Below are 16,774 nucleotides of genomic sequence, written 5' to 3'. Positions count from 1 at the left end.
CACGTCATAAGTATTACCGGTGGGTGGTTTCCGCCTATCGCCCAAACAGGGGCAAAAGGTACGCACGCAACGTCGACATTGCGTCACACGGCAATTGCCCAGGGAGACTCAGTGACCTACAGTCCAACTCACGCCACAGACGGCTCACATCTGGTCAGTCTCATCGAGCGTCTCCGATCAGACCTTGACGACCTGTGTCAGCTCGTGACCGCCGTGTGTGACGCAGCTACCATGCCGGGCCGCGTGCCCGACGTGGATGCGGACGGAACCGGCCGGCAGGCGACGCACGGACCCTCCCGCCCGACGGAGCTGACGGCGCTCGACGAGCGTCGGGAGGCTCTAGCGCGAGAACTGAAAACCGGCGCCGCGCAACTCCCGTACGCCCTGGCGTACGTGCGTGGTGTATCCGCATCGATGGACCGGGCCCTCTCCCGATGGGAGGGGGAAGACGTCCACGACACCCCGGGGGACAATCCGTGATCATCGTGACAGGGCCGCAAAGCACACCCGACGAGCGGGAGGATCTGGCGGAGGCAGCGGGCCTCCTTGACGCACACTTGACGGTGGAGCACGACATTCAGTTGGCCGACGCCACCGCCCTCTTCTGCCTCCCGGGGTGGGAGGCGTGCCCCCTGGCAGTGGCTGACGTCGGCATCGCGGAGGCGCTGGACATCCCGGTCAAGACGCTCCCCGCCTGAAGAGAAGCGCAAAGCGATTCACGGAGCCCTCGTTCCTCGTGGGACGGGGGCTCTTGTGGTTCCGCGTGCCGACGTGCTCCGCGAAGTGAACCATAGGCCAACGCTTTCTATCCCTTTCTGTCGATCTCATGTGACCCACATCACATAAAGTCGCACCGAACATTTACGCTCGATCCCCACATAACAAGAGTAGGTAAGGCACACATGAAGGAGCCGCACACGATGACCACTGCACTCGCCACGGACGCTCAGATCACGGCCGCGCAGGGCGGAGACAATGACGCCATGTGGGAGATCGTCACCGCCTTCGAGCCCCTGATTCGTCAGATCATCAAGGACGTGGCAGGCGGGGCCGATCGGGAGGCGGTGGAGGATCTCCTCCAGGAGGCGCGTGCGGTCCTGGTGCAGCACGTGCGGGACTACCGCGCCGGCTCCTCCTCCGCAGCGCTCCACACCTACGCCTACCCCGCCCTGCGCAGGGCCGTGGCGACGGAGCACCTGCGCTCGACGACCACCCTGACGGTCGAGCCGGACATGGCGCTCGCCGTTCGCCGCGCTCTCCACGAGGCCGGTGACGACGTGCGCGCGGCGGCTGAGCTGGCCGCCACCCGCGAGAGTCGGCACCGTCGCGTGACGCGTGAAACGTTTCACGCTGCTGTGGAGGCCCTGGCTCCTGTCGAGACCCTCGACACCCCGGTAGACGCGGAGTTCGACCCGGGGGCCACTCTCGCGGACATCATCCCCGACACCTCCGCCGACTTCACGGACCGCGCGGAGCGCACGAGGCTCGCGCGCTTCCTCCTGGAGGAGATCCCGGTGCGTCAGTCCTACGCGCTCCGCGCCTACTACGGCATCGGGATGATGACTGCCTCTGACGAGGAGGTAGCACTCGCCATCGGTGCTACCCGCCCTCGCGTGCGGGGACTGCGTCACGCCGGCATCGCAAGTGCCCGCGCAGTCGCCGTACGCCACAGCATCACAGCGTGAAACCCACACCTACCACCAGGAACGGAGCACGATCATGGCCCGCTGCCCCTCGCTCGACGAGTACGACGTCCAGGGAGTTCGCACCACGGAGGCTGTCCTCTGGGGCGACGACGTGCGGAACGCCGTGGAGGCCCTCCGCGACGCCGCGATGGACGGCTTCCTCGTCGACGACTGAGAAGCGTGAAGCGATTCACGCGACACACACACGACCTACCACTGAGGAGAGAGACATGACCGCAAGCCCCGTGAAGCTGCCCTGCAACCTGCGAGCCGGTGACTACCTCTGGGCGGAGCGTTCCCACGACGAGGTCTTCATCAAGGCGTTCGACAGCAGGGAGTACGTCGTCGGCGTGCTCGTGGCCCCCGCGGAACTCCGCACCTTCGCTCGCGGCCTCCTGGCCCTGGCCAACGCCACGGACGGCGGGGAGGAGGACGCGCCCGAGGAGCAGGTGACGCCGGCTATCAAGGTCGGGGACCGGGTACGGGTGGTGAAGGACGACTCTAGGTTCCGGACCGGGGAGTTCGTCGACAAGTCGGGCATCCTGATGGAGGCCGACGGCACCTCGTTCCTGATCAAGTTCGGCGACGGAACCGCCGAGCACGGTGACCCGGACAACGGCACGTGGTGGGTCGAAGAGGTCGAACTCATCGAGTCGGCCGGGGCCGACGCCGCCTGCGCCCCGGTCGTGGCCCCCGACGACGCCCCCTCCTCCCCGCGTGCCAGCCTCCTGGACAAGGCGTGTGAGTACCTGCCGAAAGGCGCCTCAGGCGCCGACCTCGTGGCCGTGGCGCGTTTCCTGGAGGGTGAGTGATGATGACGGACATCAAGCCCGGGGACCGGGTTCGGATCGTGTCGGAGTACGTCACCGAGCCGGGGCGGTACGCCGGTCAGTACGGCACCGTGTGCCGCGTGGACGGCGACGACCTGACGTTCCCGTACGGAGTCCTCCTGGACGGGGAGGAGGGCTGCGAATGGTTCCACTCCGTGGAGCTTGTCGAGCCGGGCCCTGCTGACCTCACTCGCGCCGACCTCGTGGTGAAGGCGAAGGAACTCCTGGCCGGCACCCCGCACACGGCAGCGGACATCATCGCCATGGCCCGGTTCCTGGCCGGCGAGTAGCCACCCCGGGGCGGGGGAGCGTGAAGCGATTCGTGTTCCCCCGCCCTTTGGGGTTGTGTCGTACGTCCTAAGTGTGCGATAGTCGTTCACGGAAGGGCCCACAGGGGGTCTGAAGGAGGAGTGATGAAGGTGCGAGTCGTTGTGACGATGGACGTCGACCCGGAGCAGATGCGGGACCGGTACCCGCTCATGGTCGAGCGTGCGGGCGGTGTTCGGGAGGCTGCGCGCTCCTATGCCCTCGGTGCAGTGCAGGCGTCCAACGCCGTCCGCAACGCATCCATCCGCAGCGTCAGCCTGACGAAATAACCCCCCGCCCCGCATAGGCAAGCCCGACCCGAACTACGACCCGTGTGACATCTGCATGAATGGGCGGAAGCGCAACGTGCGCAAGTGCCTCCCGGAATGGGCGTGCTCGCACAGGGTGTGTCAGAGCGCCGAATAGCCGAAACGCCCTCCGGGGCGTCCGCGGGGCATGGCCTACCCGCGCTGAGGAGGCAGGCCAAAGGAGGAGAGATGCAGAACCAGCACTTGTGGGGCGCCCTTGCGGCTGTCTTGAACGCCCTGCGGGAGGCAGGGGAGGACCCCGTACCGATGACGTCGAAGGGCTTCAGCACCATCACGGGCACCCACGGCTCCGTGGACGCCGACCGATCGTCGGACGCGTGGATCGTCGTCATGAAGCCCGAAGACTGACCCCCCGCCTCGCTACGGTATCGCCCGACCACCCGGCACCCCCAGTAGCCGGGTGGTCGGGCGGTTCGAATCCGCGGCGGGACACTCAGTGAACACCTACAGACCTTAGCCGGAGGTTGCGCCATGACGATCACCCATGAATGCCCGCACGAGAACATCACCTGCGCCTACAGCGCCCCGTGCGCGGAGTGCATCCTCCACGAGGAGCGCCAGGAGGAGCACCAGGAGGAGCAAATCCTTCAGCACGTGAAGGACTGCACGGCAGACGGCTTCTGCTACATCTGCCAGTGCCTGTAGACGAGGAGCCTCCGTGCGCCACAACTCCCGCGACGACAAGGTCAAAGCAGCCTTCGACCGCTTCCACACCACGGCCCCGACCAACCGCAGGGCGGCCGTCGAGCAGCTCCACAGGGACATGAAGCGCGCGGGCGGGCCCGTGCCGGAGGAGGAGAAGTAGCTGTGCCGAAGCCTTCCCGACTCCCCTTCCGTGCGGCCCTCGTGGCAGCCTCCACGGTCACCGTCGCCGCTCTGGTCGTGGCTCTGCCGACTCCGCCTGACGAGTCGCCCGATGCCTGGCCCTCCATGGGTACCGTCCCCGTGGTCACCGACGCCCCGCCCTCGTCGCTCCCCTACCGGCCGGAGCCGCGTCCGACGTCGCACACCACGAGGGCGGGGGAGAGGGCGACCCTCACGCCCTCTCCGACAGAGAGCATTGCCAAGCCGGCCGCCACGCCGTCCAGGACGCGCGCCATCCCCACCGCGCCCGCAGACATCCGGATCACCTTCTACCGCGACTGCACCGGCCACGCCCAAAGCTGCATCGACGACGGCCACCTGACGATGTACGGCGGCCAGATCCTGGCGGGGCACAACTACATGGGCTACCAGTGGCTGTCCCGCGTCGCCGTGGGCCGCACTGTGCGAGTCATCGACGGGCCGCTGTCCGGAACGTACCGGGTCTACGACCACATGCGGATCAACCGCCAGGGCGGTGCCATCCCCGACTTCGGCAGGGCCGCCCTCGTCCTTCAGACGTGCGAGGGGAGCGGGACGGGGTTCTCGCTCCTGGAGCGGGTCAAGTAACGCAAGACACACGACTATCCACTGAGGAGAAGCCATGACCTCCGACACCAACTTCGCCGATGAGCTCGTCAAGTTCTTCGACTACGTCAGCGACGCTGCGGAGTGTGAGTTCTGGGAGTGCCCGCTGACGGGCGACGAGCCGCACCACGACTGCTGCCTGACCGGTGCAGCCTCCACGGAAGGCTGAGCTAATGCGCATGCTGGGTCGGTTCTGCCGCTACGGCCCCGGGGGGCGTGACTGCCGCTGCTGCGGTCAGCCTCCAGGCCCGGACCGTCGAGCTGCCCGCCGGGCGCAGCGTCGGCGAGAGCGCCACGCGTGGTCGACTTACGTGAAGCGGTTTACGTAAGTCGCTCCCCCGCAGTTGTGTCGTACGTCCTAACTGTGTCATAGTGAGGGCACCGCAAGGCATAAAGCACACACGGAGGTATCCATGAAGGCGTTCAAGATCCTCGGAACCACGGACGACGTCACCACGTGTGATTTGTGCGGGCGGGACGAGCTGAAGGGGACCGTCGCCCTCATGCCGCTGGACGTCGACGGTACGGAGGACGGGGAGGTTTCCTACTTCGGCACCTCGTGCGCCGCTAGGGCGGCCGGCTGGACGGTTCGTGAGGTAGCTGCGGGCGTCAAGGCCGCCAACGACGCGAAGCGAGCGGAGGAGTGGGCGGAGCGTGACGCAACGTGGGAAGCGCGCCACGCCGCTGAGGTGGAGTTCCGGACCCGGTGGACTGTCCAGCACTATGGAACCGCGGATCTGGACGAGGCGGCCAAGATCGCCGGCGTCTCCCCGACGCGCATCATTCGCATGGCGCTGGAGGCGCAGGCTGATGAGAAGGCAGCTCCTCCGGCGACGGTTGCGGAGACGGTCAACATCGAGCCCCGAGGTACCGTGTACGGTACGCGCACTCACCGCCAGTGGTCGCGTGTGATCAACGGCGATGTCTTCAGGTTCGAGCTGCTCGGCCCGTCCGCTTACTGGAAGTCCGGCCCCACGGTCCGCGTCACGCGGCACCCCTACGGGCGCTACCAGGACGAGACCGTTGTTCACGAGCGGCTGGAACTGGCCGCGTACGCCGAAGGCATGGAGGCGACGAAGCCCTGCGAGGGAGACAGGGGCCATTTCGTGGGTCGCTGCGCCGAGTGTGACGCCGCACAGATGGTCACCATGTCCCCTGAGCGTGTTGAAGGTCTTTATCACTCTGGGATCTTCAGCCAGGCAAAGTACGAGGCGTTCATGCACGCGTGGGCGACGAGCGCGGTTCGCTACTCCGCGGGTCCGTGGGCTCCGCAGCCCACGGACCCGGAGGTCGTTGCCATCGTCGCCGCCATTCGCCGCCATGCGGGCGTCCCCGCACCCGTCGGTCTTGCGGCCTGACGGCAGCCACCACACAGCGAAGGAGACCTCCATGTCCCTCCCTACTGGCATCCGCCACACCCTCACCGTCCCGCCGTCCCAGATCCTGGCCGGCGACGTCTTCACCCGTCACCGCAGGGAGCACACGGCCCGGTTCAACGCGCAGCGCGCGGGACTCGGGAGCGTGGTCGTCGAGACGCAGACCGGAACCGTCTGGTTCAACACCGCGGGTGACCCGGTCACCGTCAGCCGCATCGTGCGGGAGGTGCCGTGCGTCGGTACCGTGTGACCCTGGCGTGCGGAGCGCGGGGCAACCTCACCGACGTCGGCCACCGGCACATCCTCCGTCAGGTGGAGGAGCAGGGGTGGCGGAGGAAGCGCACCGTCGACGGGTGGAGGGTGGAGTTCCCCGGGGGCGGGAGCGTCGTCCTGACGGAGAAGCGTGAAGCGATTCACGGATCTCGCCCGTAGGGGGTTGTGTCGTACGTCCCAACTGTGTCATAGTGAGTGCACCGCAAGGCACTCACACATGAGGGGACGAGATGCACGCGAACGACACCCGTCACTTCCCGCTTACCTACCACGTCTACCGGATGTGCCGCATCATCGTGGACCACTTCTTCGCCATCGGTGAGCCCGCCGAGATCGTTTACGGCAACCACCCGTTCCTTCACCGGGTGATGGCGGATCTCGTCGACGAGCTGGAGGAGAGCGGCGAGTACGAGACGGCCGGCGCTCGTAACTTCGGGGCGCTCTTCTTCGCCGTCGACGCAATGAAGACGTACCACCCGGATCCCCGGGACATCGGCTTCTTCATGCCGAAGGCATGACCGACCCTTCCACTTCCGGAGCCCCTGCCAATTGCGCTGGCGGGGGCTCCGCCCCATCAAGCACACACGAGCCATGCACACGAAAGAGGCACCATGCTTACGCGACTCCGTCAGGTGGATCCCATCCTCGTCCAAGCCGTCATCGCGGCTGCACTCTCCTTCGCGCACATCCATGACGTGGCGGAGGCTGCCGGGCAGGGCGGGTGGAAGGCGTGGGCGTACCCGGTGAGTGTAGACGTGCTCCTGGCGGTGGCGTGGAAGATGATGCGGACGCGCGGGGGAGCTGCCGCGTGGTTCTGGTTCCTGACGGCCATGGCTGCCTCCCTGGGGGCCAACGTGGCGACGTCGGGCGTAATGGACCTCAGCGACCCGCCCGGGTGGCTCCGCGTTGTCGTCGCCGGCTGGCCGGCCGTAGCCTTCCTTGGCGGGACGCTCCTCGTCCACCGGAGTCGCGATGCTGCCAAGGAAGGTGCGGCTGGACTGTCCTCCACGAAGCCGCAGGAGGCCGTCACGGAGCCGAGCGCGAACGAGGCGACCGCAGGGGAGGACGCACCCCCGATCGAGCCTCAGGCGGCCCCTGAGAGCCGCTACCTCGTCACCTACCGCGAGGCTGCCGACGCGCTGGGAGTCACTGACGGCACCGTGCGCGGGTGGACGTACAACGGGAAGGTGCGGAAGTTCACGAGCGACGAGGGTGGAGTCCTCGTCGACCTCCGTGAGTGTCAGCGTGTCAGGGGCCTGCGGCCCGCGGGAGTGTGAAGGAGAGAGCCCCCTACCCACATCGGGTAGGGGGCTCTTTGCGTTTCCGGAACCTACGCGCCTCAGCGCTTCAGGCCGTCGACGAACGTCGACCATGCGTCAGCCCCGACCACGATCGCGGGGCCAGCGGGAGCCTTCGAGTCACGCACAGGCATCGCGCCAGGAACCGCGCCGGCCGCCACCTCGACGCAGTTGTTGTTCCCGCCGCTGAAGCTCGACTTCGTCCACTCGTAGCCGGTCGCCGAGGAGTCAGAAATGGTCATGTGATCTTGTCCTTTATCGCCTTGATGAGGTCGGAGGAGGCGTCCACCGGAAGCGCCGCCGCGCGGAGCCGCTCGAAGGCACTGGCGTACCGCCCCACCTCCGCATGATCCTCCACGTACAGCGCACTTGTCAGGCTCTCCAAAAGGACGACGTCCATCCCCGGCGCGTCGGAGAACCGCACGACGGTGAAGGGACCTGCCATGCCCGGGTGGGGAGCCGCGGAGAACGGCAGTACCTGTATCGAGACATGCGGAAGCTCTGCCCGGTCCACCAGATGCTGAAGTTGGTCGCGCATCACGTGGGGGCCGGCGGGGACACGGGTCCGAAGCGCTGCCTCGTGGATGATCGCCCACAGCTCCAGCGGCTCCCGACGGGTCAGGACGGCCTGACGCGCCTGGCGGACCTCAGTGAGCGCGTCGACGTGCTCATGGGGCGACGTCATGTTGATTGCGGCGATGGTCGCGCGTGCATAGGCCGCCGTCTGGAGGAGTCCCGGGATGAGGTGGGTCTCATAGCAGCGCACCGAGTGCGCCTCCGACTCCAGACTGATGAGGTCCGCGTAGGCGGGGGAGATGGTGTCGCGGTAGGTCTGCCACCACCCGCGGCGACTACCGTCCCGCGCCAGGGCGTGGAGAAGCGCCCGCTTGCCCTCGTCGTCGACGCCGTAGAGCTCCAGGAGCGTCGCCAGATCACCGGGCTTGATCCCGAGACGCGCAGTCTCGATGCGGGACACCTTCGCCGCAGGAAGGGATGTCCTGTCTGCGACGTCGTCAAGCGTCAGGCCGCTCTCTTCGCGCAGGCGCCGGAGCTCCGCTCCGAGTCGTCGACGGCGCACAGTGGGGTAGCTCACCGACTCTCCTCCTCCCCGCGGGTGCTGACGGACTGTCCGCCCTGTGTGACGGACAGCTTTGCACAGAGCGACGGTGAGCGGGCGCACAGAAATGCAATTTTGCAGATTCGGTGACGTCGGTTGCATTCCGGTGGTGACCGACTACACACTAGGTGTGCCAGCCTGCGCACAGCGGGTGACAGTATTCATGTCTGAGGGGGCGCCATGTCGCGCACGATGTCTCCGTCGGTCCACTTACCGGATCCGACGACGAGGCCGCCGAAAGCGGCCGAAGGATGCGACGTATGCGGCGCACTACTCGGGCAGTGGGAGCGCTACGTCGATGAGTCGTCGCCGGAATACGCTCCGGTGAAGGCTGCCGAGTGTGCGGTCGAGATTGCTGGGCATCCGCACGGACGGGCCCGCTCATGACGACGCGGGAGGTGCTCCGGTTTGTGCAGCACCGGATCACTCAGCACCCGGACACGGACGTCACGTACGAGGCCGAGTGTCTGCGCTGTGCGTGGAAAGCCACCCCGTCGACAGACGGGGGAGCGGTCGACGTCGAGTGCATGGGTCACGCCGGCGTGAGTAATCACCGCGGGTTCCGGCGCATAGTCACGGGGTTCGCCTACGTGGTCCGAGCTGACGACGAGGCATCCCCACATCCACAGAGCAGCACCCCATAGACCCGTGGCGCCGGCCGACCTCGTCCGCCGGCGCACGGAAGGGGCGGGCGGGGTACGGCGCTGGTGAGGTCGGCAGACCGGCCCCGTCCGCTCACCCCCTACTCCCTCCGGGACGGCACGGAGGGCCGAACGAGCCCCGATCTGCGAGCTACCCCCAGTGGCCGCGGATCGGGGCTCTTTCGTTTGTGCAGGTGGGAGGTGGTGGCTGTGACTGTAGGTTGCGTAAGCTGGCGTGGGCGAGCTGGATCCCCGGGACGGTGCCCTGGCTCTTCAGGAACCGGGTGATGCGGCCCAGCGCCTCGGCCTGGGTGTCGTTCCACAGGCCAAGGTCGGCGGGGCTGATGCGGCCCTCGGGGGAGACCGCGGTGGCCTCCAGGAGGATCAGGCCGGTGCCGCCGGCGGCACGGGCGGCGTAGTGGGCGAAGTGCCAGTCGTTGGCCACGCCGGTCTCCGGCCCGGACACCTCGGCGCTGTACTGGCACATCGGGGCCATCCACACGCGGTGGGGGACGGACAGCGACCGCAGCGGGAAGGGGTCGAACAGCGTGCTCACGGCGGACTCCGTTCAGGGAGGGACGGGGACGGGTGGGCCTCGGACGGCCGACCGCTTCGTACGATAGTCACCGTACTACGGTGGATGTCAAACTACGAGACCTCTCGTACAATGGAGGCCCGGACGACGAGCGGAGCCGATGTGACCAACGCCCGAGTGCTCGACCACCCCGACTGCGCGGAGATCCGCCTGGAGGGCGTCCTGCACGCCCTCTCGGACCCGATGCGCCTGACGGTGGTGCGTGAACTCGCCGCGGCCAGCGGCGAGCTGTCCTGCTCGGACTTCGCCCTCCCCGTCACCAAGTCGACCACCACCCACCACTTCCGGGTGCTCCGCGAGAGCGGCGTGATCCGGCAGACCTACCGCGGCACCGCCAAGATGAACGCGCTGCGCCGGCAGGATCTGGAGACCCTCTTCCCGGGGCTGCTGCGCAGTGTGCTCGCGGCGGACAGCGCCGAGTCGGGGCGTGCCGCGAACGGCGGGAGGCCCGCGTCCGGTCCCTGACCGCCCCTCGGGCGCTCGCTCAGGCGGACCCCCGGCGCCCGGCGGCCCCCGCCGCGCCCAGCAGCCCCTCCCAGTCGGCGATCTTCACGGCCGGGCGCCCCAGCGACCGCCCCAGCGCCGCCTCGGCCCGTTCGATCGCCAGCCACCCCGGCCAGCGCACCGGCCGCAGCCCGGCCGCCCGCAGGGCCGCCACCGGATCGGCGGGCAGCGGCCGCGAGGCCAGCGCCGCGGCGTCGGCGAGCACCGCGGCCGCCGTCTCCTTGGCACACGGGCGGTTGCTGCCGATGACACCCGAGGGCCCCCGCTTGATCCAGCCCGCGACGTACTCGCCGGGCGACGGGGCCCCGTCGCGCAGCACCCGGCCGGCCGCGTTCGGCACGGTCCCGCGCTCGGGGTCGAACGGCAGCCCGGCGGGCGGCGCGCCGCGGTACCCGACCGCCCTCAGCAGCAGCTCCGCCGGGACGTCCTCGTGGCGACCGGTGCCGCGGACGCCGCCCCTCCCGTCCGGCGCGGTGCGCTCGAAGCGCACGCCCGCGACCCTTCCGCCCCGCTCCAGCACCTCCACGGGGCGCAGGAAGAACCTCAGGCGGATCCGCCGGGGCCGGCCCGCGGGCGGGTGCTCCGCCCAGCCCGCGAGGACGGCGAGGTTGCGCCGCACCGGCGCCGGCACGGCGCCCGGGTCCGCGAAGCCGGGGTCCGGGGCGAGGTCGTCCACCTCCACGCTGACGTCCACGCCGGGCAGGGCGCCCAGTTCCCGCAGCTCCTTGGTGGTGAACCGGGCCCCGGACGGGCCGCGCCGGGCGACGATGCACACCTCGCGGACACGGCTGGCGGCGAGCGCCCCGAGCGCGGCCTGCGGCAGGTCCGTGGAGCGCAGTTCGTCCGGGTCCCGCGCCAGGATCCGGGCCACGTCCAGGGCCACGTTCCCGGCGCCGACCACCACCGCCGAGCGTCCGCCCAGCGGCACCGCACCGCGCGGGGCGTCGGGGTGGGCGCTGTACCAGGAGACGAACTCGGAGGCGGAGTGGCTGCCGGGCAGGTCCTCCCCGGGGATGCCGAGGCGCCGGTCGCGGGCGGCGCCGACGCAGTAGACCACCGCGTGGTACAGCTCCAGCAGCCGCCGCGGACCGAGCCCCGGGGCGCCCGCCTCCACGTTGCCCAGGAACTCGATCCGCTCGTCCTCCAGGACCGCCCGCAGGCTCGACTGGAGTGACTTGATCTTCTCGTGGTCGGGGGCGACCCCGTAGCGCACCAGCCCGTACGGGCAGGGGAGGCGGTCCAGGACGTGCACGCGCACACCCTCCGCGGACGCACCGCCCAGCAGGGCCTGGGCGGTGTAGACCCCGCTCGGTCCCGATCCGACCACGGCCACACGCAGCACGGGGGCCTCCTTCCCGTACGGGACTCCAGCATGGCACCGGACGGCCCGCCGGGGGAGGCGGGCGGCCCGTCCGGTCGAACGGGCCCGCCCGGGGCGCCGGGGGCGTGCGCCTGCCCCTCCGGGGCCCGCCGGGCGGGGTCACAGGGCCCGCATCCGGCCGATTTCCGCGGTCTGCTGGGCGATCACGTCGTTGGCCATCTGCTCGACGAGCACGTTGTTGCCCTGGGACAGCGCCTCGGCCGCCATGGTCACCGCCCCTTCGTGGTGGGTGATCATCAGCCGGAGGAACAGCTCGTCGAAGTCCCGTCCCTCGGCGGAGCGCAGCGCGGCGAGCTGCTCCTCGGTGGCCATCCCGGGCATGGCCGAGTGGTCCTCGTGGACGTGCCCGCCGCGCGTGCCCGGATGGGCCTCCAGCCACCCCTGCATCGCGCCGATCTCCGGCTTCTGGGCGGCCGCGATGCGCTCGGCCAGCCTGCGGACCCGGTCGTCGGCGACCCGCCCGGGCGCCAGGTCGGTCATCACCAGCGCCTGCTCGTGGTGCACGATCATCATGGCGACGTAGCGGTAGTCCGCCGAGTTCGGGCTCTCGTCCGGCAGTTCCGCCGCCGCCTCCTCGGCGGACAGGGTGCGCGCGGGCTCGCCCGGGCGGCCCGGTGCCACCACCGACGGACCCGCCCCCCGGGCCGGCGCCTCCGTTCCGCCGTCGCACCCCGCCGTGGTCAGGGCGGCGAGGACGAGGGCGGCCGCGGTGAGCGGGAGTGCCGGGCGCCGGGTGCTGCGGGACGTCAACACGATGACCTCCTGGGCCACTTGGGGTGTCGAGGCGTGATGCTGCATCAGCGTAAGGAGTACCGAGTGGATTCCGTCATGACAACCGTGCCGCCATCTGTCGAGATGTCCGTGCGAGGGAACATACTGCCGGGGTCCGTGAACCGTTCGACACCGAACGGCGACAAGGAGGGTGCAGTGACCCAGTTACACACGACCCGAGCCGGGCGCAGAGGACTCGGCGCGGCGGTGGCCGCCGCCGGGCTGCTGGCCGCGCTCCTCGCCGCGGGCCCGGCCGCGGCCACCCCGGACCCGGGCGACGCACCGGCCGTGGCCGCGACCTCCGCCGAACTGGCCGCCGACACGCGCGCGGCCATCGCCGGGGGCGAGATACCCGGCGTGGACGAGGTCGTCCACAGCCGCAACGTCGAGCACGTCGCCCACCTCCCCAAGGGCGCCCTCGGGGGGACGAACTCCGACCTCGCCTTCCAGGGCCGGTACGCGTTCGCGGGGAACTACGACGGCTTCACGATCTACGACATCCGCAACCCGCGCTCACCGAGGACCGTCGCCGAGGTGCTGTGCCCCGGCTCGCAGAACGACATCAGCGTCTCCGGCGACCTGCTCTTCCTGTCCACCGACTCCTCGCGCAGCGACGACTCCTGCAGCAGCACCTCCCAGCCCGCGACGGAGAAGTCCTCCTGGGAGGGCATGAAGATCTTCGACATCAGCGACAAGCGCAACCCGAAGTACGTCGCCGCGGTCGAGACCGCCTGCGGCTCGCACACCCACACCCTGGTGCCCGAGCGCAGGAACGTCTACGTCTACGTCTCCTCGTACTCGCCGAACGCCGCCTTCCCCGACTGCCAGCCGCCGCACGACGGGATCTCCGTGATCAAGGTGCCCCGCAAGGCGCCGCAGCGCGCCGAGGTCGTCGCCTTCCCCGTGCTGTTCCCCGGTGACGGCCCGGACGGCGGCGGGAACCCGGGCGGCCCGACCAACCCGGGCGTCTCCAAAACCACCGGCTGCCACGACATCACCGTGCTGCCCTCGAAGGACCTCGCGGCGGGCGCCTGCATGGGCGACGGCATCCTCTTCGACATCGAGGACCCCGAGAACCCCCGGGTCATCGACCGGGTCCAGGACAACGTCAACTTCGCCTTCTGGCACTCGGCCACCTTCAACCAGCGCGCGAACAAGGTGGTGTTCACCGACGAGCTCGGCGGCGGCGGTGGCGCCACCTGCAACGCCGAGATCGGCCCGGACCGCGGCGCGGACGGCATCTACGACATCAGGGGCCGCGGGGACCACCGCAAGCTGGTGTTCCGCAGCTACTTCAAGATCGACCGCCATCAGGCCGACACCGAGAACTGCGTCGCCCACAACGGTTCGCTGATCCCGGTCAAGGGCCGCGACATCATGGTCCAGGCCTGGTACCAGGGAGGCGTCTCCGTCTGGGACTTCACCGACTCCGCCAGGCCGAGGGAGATCGGCTACTTCGAGCGCGGCCCGCTCAGCGACACCGCCCGGGTCGTCGGCGGCTCGTGGTCCGCGTACTACTACAACGGCCACATCTACTCGAACGACATCGCCAAGGGCCTCGACGTCCTCAGGATCGACGACCGGCGCACCGCTCCCGCGAAGCGGGTGCGGATGGACGAGCTGAACGTCCAGACGCAGCCCGACTACTTCGACGACTTCGACGACTGAGCGGGTACCCCCGAGGGGCCCCCGCCGGGCGGGCCGCCGTCCGGCGGGGTGCCGAGCCCCCAGTCCAGCCCGTAGCGCTGGAACAGCTCCGCGCGCAGCCGCGCGCGGGGCATCGGCGCGCCCGGGAGCAGGACCGCGAACACGGCCCCCATCAGCAGGGCCCTCAGCAGCGGGTACTCCACGTCCACGTCCGCGCAGCCGTAGCGCTCCACGGTGTCGCGCAGCAGGGCGGCCAGCTGCTGCTGCTCGGGGCACTGCACGAAGCCGTCGGCCTGCAGGATGCCGGCCATGTGCGTCCGCATCAGAACCGGGCGGTCCGCCGCAAGCCCCATGATCGCGTCGATGGCCCGCGCCAGCCGCTCCCGCCCGTCCTCGGACCGCGGCTCCCGCTCCAGCGCCTCCCGCAGCGTCAGGTGCATCAGGCGGTGGACCGCGGACTGGAGCAGCTGCCGCTTGCCGGGGAAGTAGTACGACACCAGTCCGCGGGCCGAGCCGGCCCGGTCGGCGATGTCTCCCAGCTTCGTGGCCTCGTACCCCCGGGCGTCCACCAGCTCCACCGTCGCCTGGAGCAGCCGCTCGCGCGAGCGGCGCCTGAGTTCTTCATTGACCTCTGCGCTTCGCGGGGACATGCTGGACTCCTGCGTTGACTGGCTTGGAGCCAGTATACTCAGCGCGTGCCGCCGCCGGCCCCCCGGGGCCGACGGTGCGTGTGCTGCCCGGACCGGGCGACGCGGGGGATCGTCCGGTCCGGGCGGCTGCGTTCTGCCCGGGCGTCCCCGCGGCCGGGCCCGGGAGGTCAGCCTCTGCGGGGCGCCGTGCGCCGCTCGGCCCCGTACACGGCGAGGGCGGCTGCCGCGAGCCCCAGCAGCCAGCCCGCCAGGACGTCCGACGGCCAGTGGACCCCCAGGTACACCCGGGTGAGACCGACGCCGGCGATGCTCACGGCCGCCGCCGCGGCCGCCGCGGCCAGGAGCCGCCGGGACGGGGACCACCGGCGCACCAGCCACACCAGCAGCCCGCAGCCGAGGGCGGCGGTCATCGCGTGGCCGGAGGGGAAGGCCGAGAAGTGCGCCGTGTCCACGGGGTCGGGGAAGGCGGGGCGGCGGCGGTCCACGAGGGCCTTCAGCACCTGCTGGACCGCCGCGCCCAGCACCCCGGCCCCCGCCGCCCACAGGGCCGCCACCCGGTCCCGGCGCACCCACAGCACGACCACGGCGGCCGCGAGCAGCAGCCGCACCGTCCAGGGGTCCCACACCCAGTCGGTGAGGATCCGGCTCGCCCGGGTCGCGCCCGGATCGGCCACGGCCGACCGGTGGAGGGCGTCGACGACTTCGCGGTCGAGGTCCACGAGCGGGGTCCACGCCGAGGCGACCAGCAGGGTCAGCACCCCGGCCGAGACCAGGAGCACCGCCGCGCACCCGGCCGCGGCTCTCCGCCCGCGCGCCGTCAGGGCCCGGGGCGGAGGGTCGTGGCGAGGAGGCGGGGGGGAGGCCATGGAACGATCCTGGCCCCCGCGGAACGCGGGGCCCTAACCCAGCGCGCGCAAACCCGGCACAAAGGCCACGAGCAGCGGAACCACCGGTACCAGCGCGGCCGTCGCCGTCAGGCGCAGCCGGCGTCCGGCGGTCAGCCGGGGCACCGCGCTCAGCAGCCGGTGCACCCGCTGGGGCAGTTGGGCGTCGGCATTCGGGCAGGGACCGAACACCCCGCGCCCCTCGTTCAGTTCCACCAGGGCCAGCGCGACCGTCAGCCGCCCGAAGCGGCGGGAGGCGACATCGTCCGCGGCCAGCTCCACCAGCCGGTGCATCTCGTCGCGGAACGCGGCGAAGACGGGGATCTGCGGGAACCCGCCGGCCAGCGCCGAGGAGCAGTGCAGCAGCCAGTCGTGCCGCGCGTCGGCGTGGCCCTGCTCGTGGGCGAGCACCGCGTCGAGCTGGCGGCCCTTGAGCCGGCGCAGGGCGGCCGTGGTGACGACGAGCCGCGGGGCCGCGCCCGGCAGCCACCAGGCTCCGGGCCGGTCCTCCTCCAGGACCACCAGGGGCCCCTCGCCCGGTTCCTCGCCGGGCAGCAGCGGGGACCGCACCAGCAGCTCCCGGCGGCGACGGCGGCGACGCGCGTGCGCCCGGGCGACCTCCCGGGCGAGCATCGCGCCCGTCCAGGCGCCCCCGCAGGCCAGTGCCAGCGCCAGCACCGCCGACCAGGGGCCGTAGGCGGCCAGGGCGTAGGCCTCGACGACGCCGTGCGGTGCGGGGGCGAAGACGTGTCCGCGGACCAGCTGCCAGGCGGCGGCGGCGCTGAGCGTCATCGACAGGGCGAAGGAGAGCAGGACCGCGGCGACCACGCACTGCCAGAACCACAGGGCGACGACGGGCTCGCGCTCCGCCCAGTCGCCGCGCATCATCAGACGCGGGGCGGCGACGGCGGCCACGGCGCCGATCAGCAGCAGCGCGAGCGAGACCATCATGGCCCCAGCCTATGAGCGCGCGGCGGGCCGCGGGACCGCCCGGCCGCGCAAGTGACGCACACCACCCGGCGCCCCGCGCGGTCCGCC

General features: G+C 70.5%; 24 protein-coding genes, 1 other RNA gene and 1 pseudogene. 18 read left to right on the top strand and 8 right to left on the bottom strand.

The window, feature by feature from the left end; all coding sequences use genetic code 11:
* Positions 1-563: 563 nt before the first annotated feature.
* The 16 genes from NPS70_RS16290 to NPS70_RS16215 all read left to right on the top strand — a co-directional run bounded on the left by NPS70_RS16290 (position 564) and on the right by NPS70_RS16215 (position 7,525).
* Positions 564-698, top strand: coding sequence for a hypothetical protein (locus tag NPS70_RS16290; protein ID WP_256524988.1), 135 nt, complete (start codon positions 564-566; stop codon positions 696-698).
* 222 nt (positions 699-920) lie between these two features.
* A complete protein-coding gene (locus NPS70_RS16285) occupies positions 921-1,685 on the top strand; it encodes a sigma-70 family RNA polymerase sigma factor (RefSeq protein WP_256524987.1) in 765 nt (254 codons plus the stop codon).
* 34 nt (positions 1,686-1,719) lie between these two features.
* Entirely contained in the window at positions 1,720-1,860 is a 141-nt protein-coding gene (locus tag NPS70_RS16280) for a hypothetical protein (protein WP_256524986.1), read from the top strand.
* Between the two features lie 55 nt (positions 1,861-1,915).
* Positions 1,916-2,497 carry a hypothetical protein gene (locus NPS70_RS16275; protein WP_256524985.1) on the top strand — a complete coding sequence of 194 codons (582 nt, stop codon included), beginning with the start codon at positions 1,916-1,918 and terminating at the stop codon, positions 2,495-2,497.
* Positions 2,498-2,499: 2 nt separating this feature from the next.
* Positions 2,500-2,805 carry a hypothetical protein gene (locus NPS70_RS16270; RefSeq protein ID WP_256524984.1) on the top strand — a complete coding sequence of 102 codons (306 nt, stop codon included), beginning with the start codon at positions 2,500-2,502 and terminating at the stop codon, positions 2,803-2,805.
* A gap of 129 nt (positions 2,806-2,934) precedes the next feature.
* Positions 2,935-3,111 carry a hypothetical protein gene (locus tag NPS70_RS16265; RefSeq protein WP_256524983.1) on the top strand — a complete coding sequence of 59 codons (177 nt, stop codon included), beginning with the start codon at positions 2,935-2,937 and terminating at the stop codon, positions 3,109-3,111.
* Positions 3,112-3,245: 134 nt separating this feature from the next.
* Positions 3,246-3,309: hammerhead ribozyme type II (locus NPS70_RS16260), an RNA gene on the top strand.
* Positions 3,310-3,318: 9 nt separating this feature from the next.
* Entirely contained in the window at positions 3,319-3,498 is a 180-nt protein-coding gene (locus tag NPS70_RS16255) for a hypothetical protein (protein ID WP_256524982.1), read from the top strand.
* A 123-nt stretch (positions 3,499-3,621) separates the two neighbouring features.
* Positions 3,622-3,795: a hypothetical protein gene (locus NPS70_RS16250; RefSeq protein ID WP_256524981.1), complete on the top strand. Its 174-nt coding sequence runs from the start codon at positions 3,622-3,624 to the stop codon at positions 3,793-3,795.
* Positions 3,796-3,808: 13 nt separating this feature from the next.
* Positions 3,809-3,955, top strand: coding sequence for a hypothetical protein (locus NPS70_RS16245; protein WP_256524980.1), 147 nt, complete (start codon positions 3,809-3,811; stop codon positions 3,953-3,955).
* A 2-nt stretch (positions 3,956-3,957) separates the two neighbouring features.
* Positions 3,958-4,581, top strand: a complete 624-nt coding sequence (locus tag NPS70_RS16240) for a hypothetical protein (protein ID WP_256524979.1) — start codon at positions 3,958-3,960, stop codon at positions 4,579-4,581.
* A 34-nt stretch (positions 4,582-4,615) separates the two neighbouring features.
* A complete protein-coding gene (locus NPS70_RS16235; protein WP_256524978.1) occupies positions 4,616-4,768 on the top strand; it encodes a hypothetical protein in 153 nt (50 codons plus the stop codon).
* Positions 4,769-5,012: 244 nt separating this feature from the next.
* Positions 5,013-5,957 carry a hypothetical protein gene (locus tag NPS70_RS16230; protein ID WP_256524977.1) on the top strand — a complete coding sequence of 315 codons (945 nt, stop codon included), beginning with the start codon at positions 5,013-5,015 and terminating at the stop codon, positions 5,955-5,957.
* A 31-nt stretch (positions 5,958-5,988) separates the two neighbouring features.
* Positions 5,989-6,225 (top strand): hypothetical protein, encoded by a 237-nt coding sequence (locus NPS70_RS16225; protein WP_256524976.1) that lies wholly within the window; start codon positions 5,989-5,991, stop codon positions 6,223-6,225.
* A 253-nt stretch (positions 6,226-6,478) separates the two neighbouring features.
* A complete protein-coding gene (locus NPS70_RS16220; protein ID WP_256524975.1) occupies positions 6,479-6,766 on the top strand; it encodes a hypothetical protein in 288 nt (95 codons plus the stop codon).
* 93 nt (positions 6,767-6,859) lie between these two features.
* Entirely contained in the window at positions 6,860-7,525 is a 666-nt protein-coding gene (locus tag NPS70_RS16215; protein WP_256524974.1) for a DUF2637 domain-containing protein, read from the top strand.
* 62 nt (positions 7,526-7,587) lie between these two features.
* Here NPS70_RS16215 and NPS70_RS16210 read toward each other — a convergent pair whose 3' ends face one another.
* The 3 genes and pseudogenes from NPS70_RS16210 to NPS70_RS16200 all read right to left on the bottom strand — a co-directional run.
* Positions 7,588-7,788 carry a DUF397 domain-containing protein gene (locus tag NPS70_RS16210; protein WP_256524973.1) on the bottom strand — a complete coding sequence of 67 codons (201 nt, stop codon included), beginning with the start codon at positions 7,786-7,788 and terminating at the stop codon, positions 7,588-7,590.
* The gene (locus tag NPS70_RS16205) at positions 7,785-8,639 is read right to left on the bottom strand and encodes a helix-turn-helix transcriptional regulator (protein ID WP_256524972.1); all 855 of its coding nucleotides are present in this window, start codon (positions 8,637-8,639) and stop codon (positions 7,785-7,787) included. Before NPS70_RS16205 ends, NPS70_RS16210 begins: the two co-directional genes overlap by 4 nt.
* A gap of 870 nt (positions 8,640-9,509) precedes the next feature.
* Positions 9,510-9,860 (bottom strand): annotated as a pseudogene (locus NPS70_RS16200) (NADH:flavin oxidoreductase/NADH oxidase); the annotation flags it as partial.
* A gap of 111 nt (positions 9,861-9,971) precedes the next feature.
* Between NPS70_RS16200 and NPS70_RS16195 the strand changes: the two are divergent.
* Positions 9,972-10,364: an ArsR/SmtB family transcription factor gene (locus NPS70_RS16195; protein WP_374212017.1), complete on the top strand. Its 393-nt coding sequence runs from the start codon at positions 9,972-9,974 to the stop codon at positions 10,362-10,364.
* A 19-nt stretch (positions 10,365-10,383) separates the two neighbouring features.
* Here the strand turns inward: NPS70_RS16195 and NPS70_RS16190 are convergent, their stop codons facing one another.
* Positions 10,384-11,745 carry an FAD-dependent oxidoreductase gene (locus NPS70_RS16190; RefSeq protein WP_256524970.1) on the bottom strand — a complete coding sequence of 454 codons (1,362 nt, stop codon included), beginning with the start codon at positions 11,743-11,745 and terminating at the stop codon, positions 10,384-10,386.
* Positions 11,746-11,883: 138 nt separating this feature from the next.
* Positions 11,884-12,537 carry a DUF305 domain-containing protein gene (locus tag NPS70_RS16185; protein WP_256524969.1) on the bottom strand — a complete coding sequence of 218 codons (654 nt, stop codon included), beginning with the start codon at positions 12,535-12,537 and terminating at the stop codon, positions 11,884-11,886.
* 174 nt (positions 12,538-12,711) lie between these two features.
* Between NPS70_RS16185 and NPS70_RS16180 the strand changes: the two genes are divergently transcribed.
* On the top strand, positions 12,712-14,223 hold the full coding sequence (locus NPS70_RS16180; RefSeq protein ID WP_256524968.1) for a hypothetical protein: 1,512 nt from the start codon (positions 12,712-12,714) through the stop codon (positions 14,221-14,223).
* Here NPS70_RS16180 and NPS70_RS16175 read toward each other — a convergent pair.
* From NPS70_RS16175 to NPS70_RS16165, 3 genes are all read right to left on the bottom strand, one after another.
* Positions 14,199-14,852: a TetR/AcrR family transcriptional regulator gene (locus NPS70_RS16175; RefSeq protein ID WP_256524967.1), complete on the bottom strand. Its 654-nt coding sequence runs from the start codon at positions 14,850-14,852 to the stop codon at positions 14,199-14,201. The two genes, NPS70_RS16180 and NPS70_RS16175, sit on opposite strands and share 25 nt — an antisense overlap.
* A 167-nt stretch (positions 14,853-15,019) precedes the next feature.
* Positions 15,020-15,718 (bottom strand): phosphatase PAP2 family protein, encoded by a 699-nt coding sequence (locus NPS70_RS16170; protein ID WP_256524966.1) that lies wholly within the window; start codon positions 15,716-15,718, stop codon positions 15,020-15,022.
* 33 nt (positions 15,719-15,751) lie between these two features.
* Positions 15,752-16,687, bottom strand: a complete 936-nt coding sequence (locus NPS70_RS16165) for a M56 family metallopeptidase (RefSeq protein ID WP_256524965.1) — start codon at positions 16,685-16,687, stop codon at positions 15,752-15,754.
* Positions 16,688-16,774 lie beyond the last annotated feature (87 nt).

It is taken from the genome of Streptomyces sp. C10-9-1 (assembly GCF_024497955.1).
In the GTDB taxonomy this organism is placed as follows: domain Bacteria; phylum Actinomycetota; class Actinomycetes; order Streptomycetales; family Streptomycetaceae; genus Streptomyces; species Streptomyces sanyensis.
Note: the sequence above shows the minus strand (reverse complement) of the source record. Positions and strands in the feature narration are given on the sequence as shown.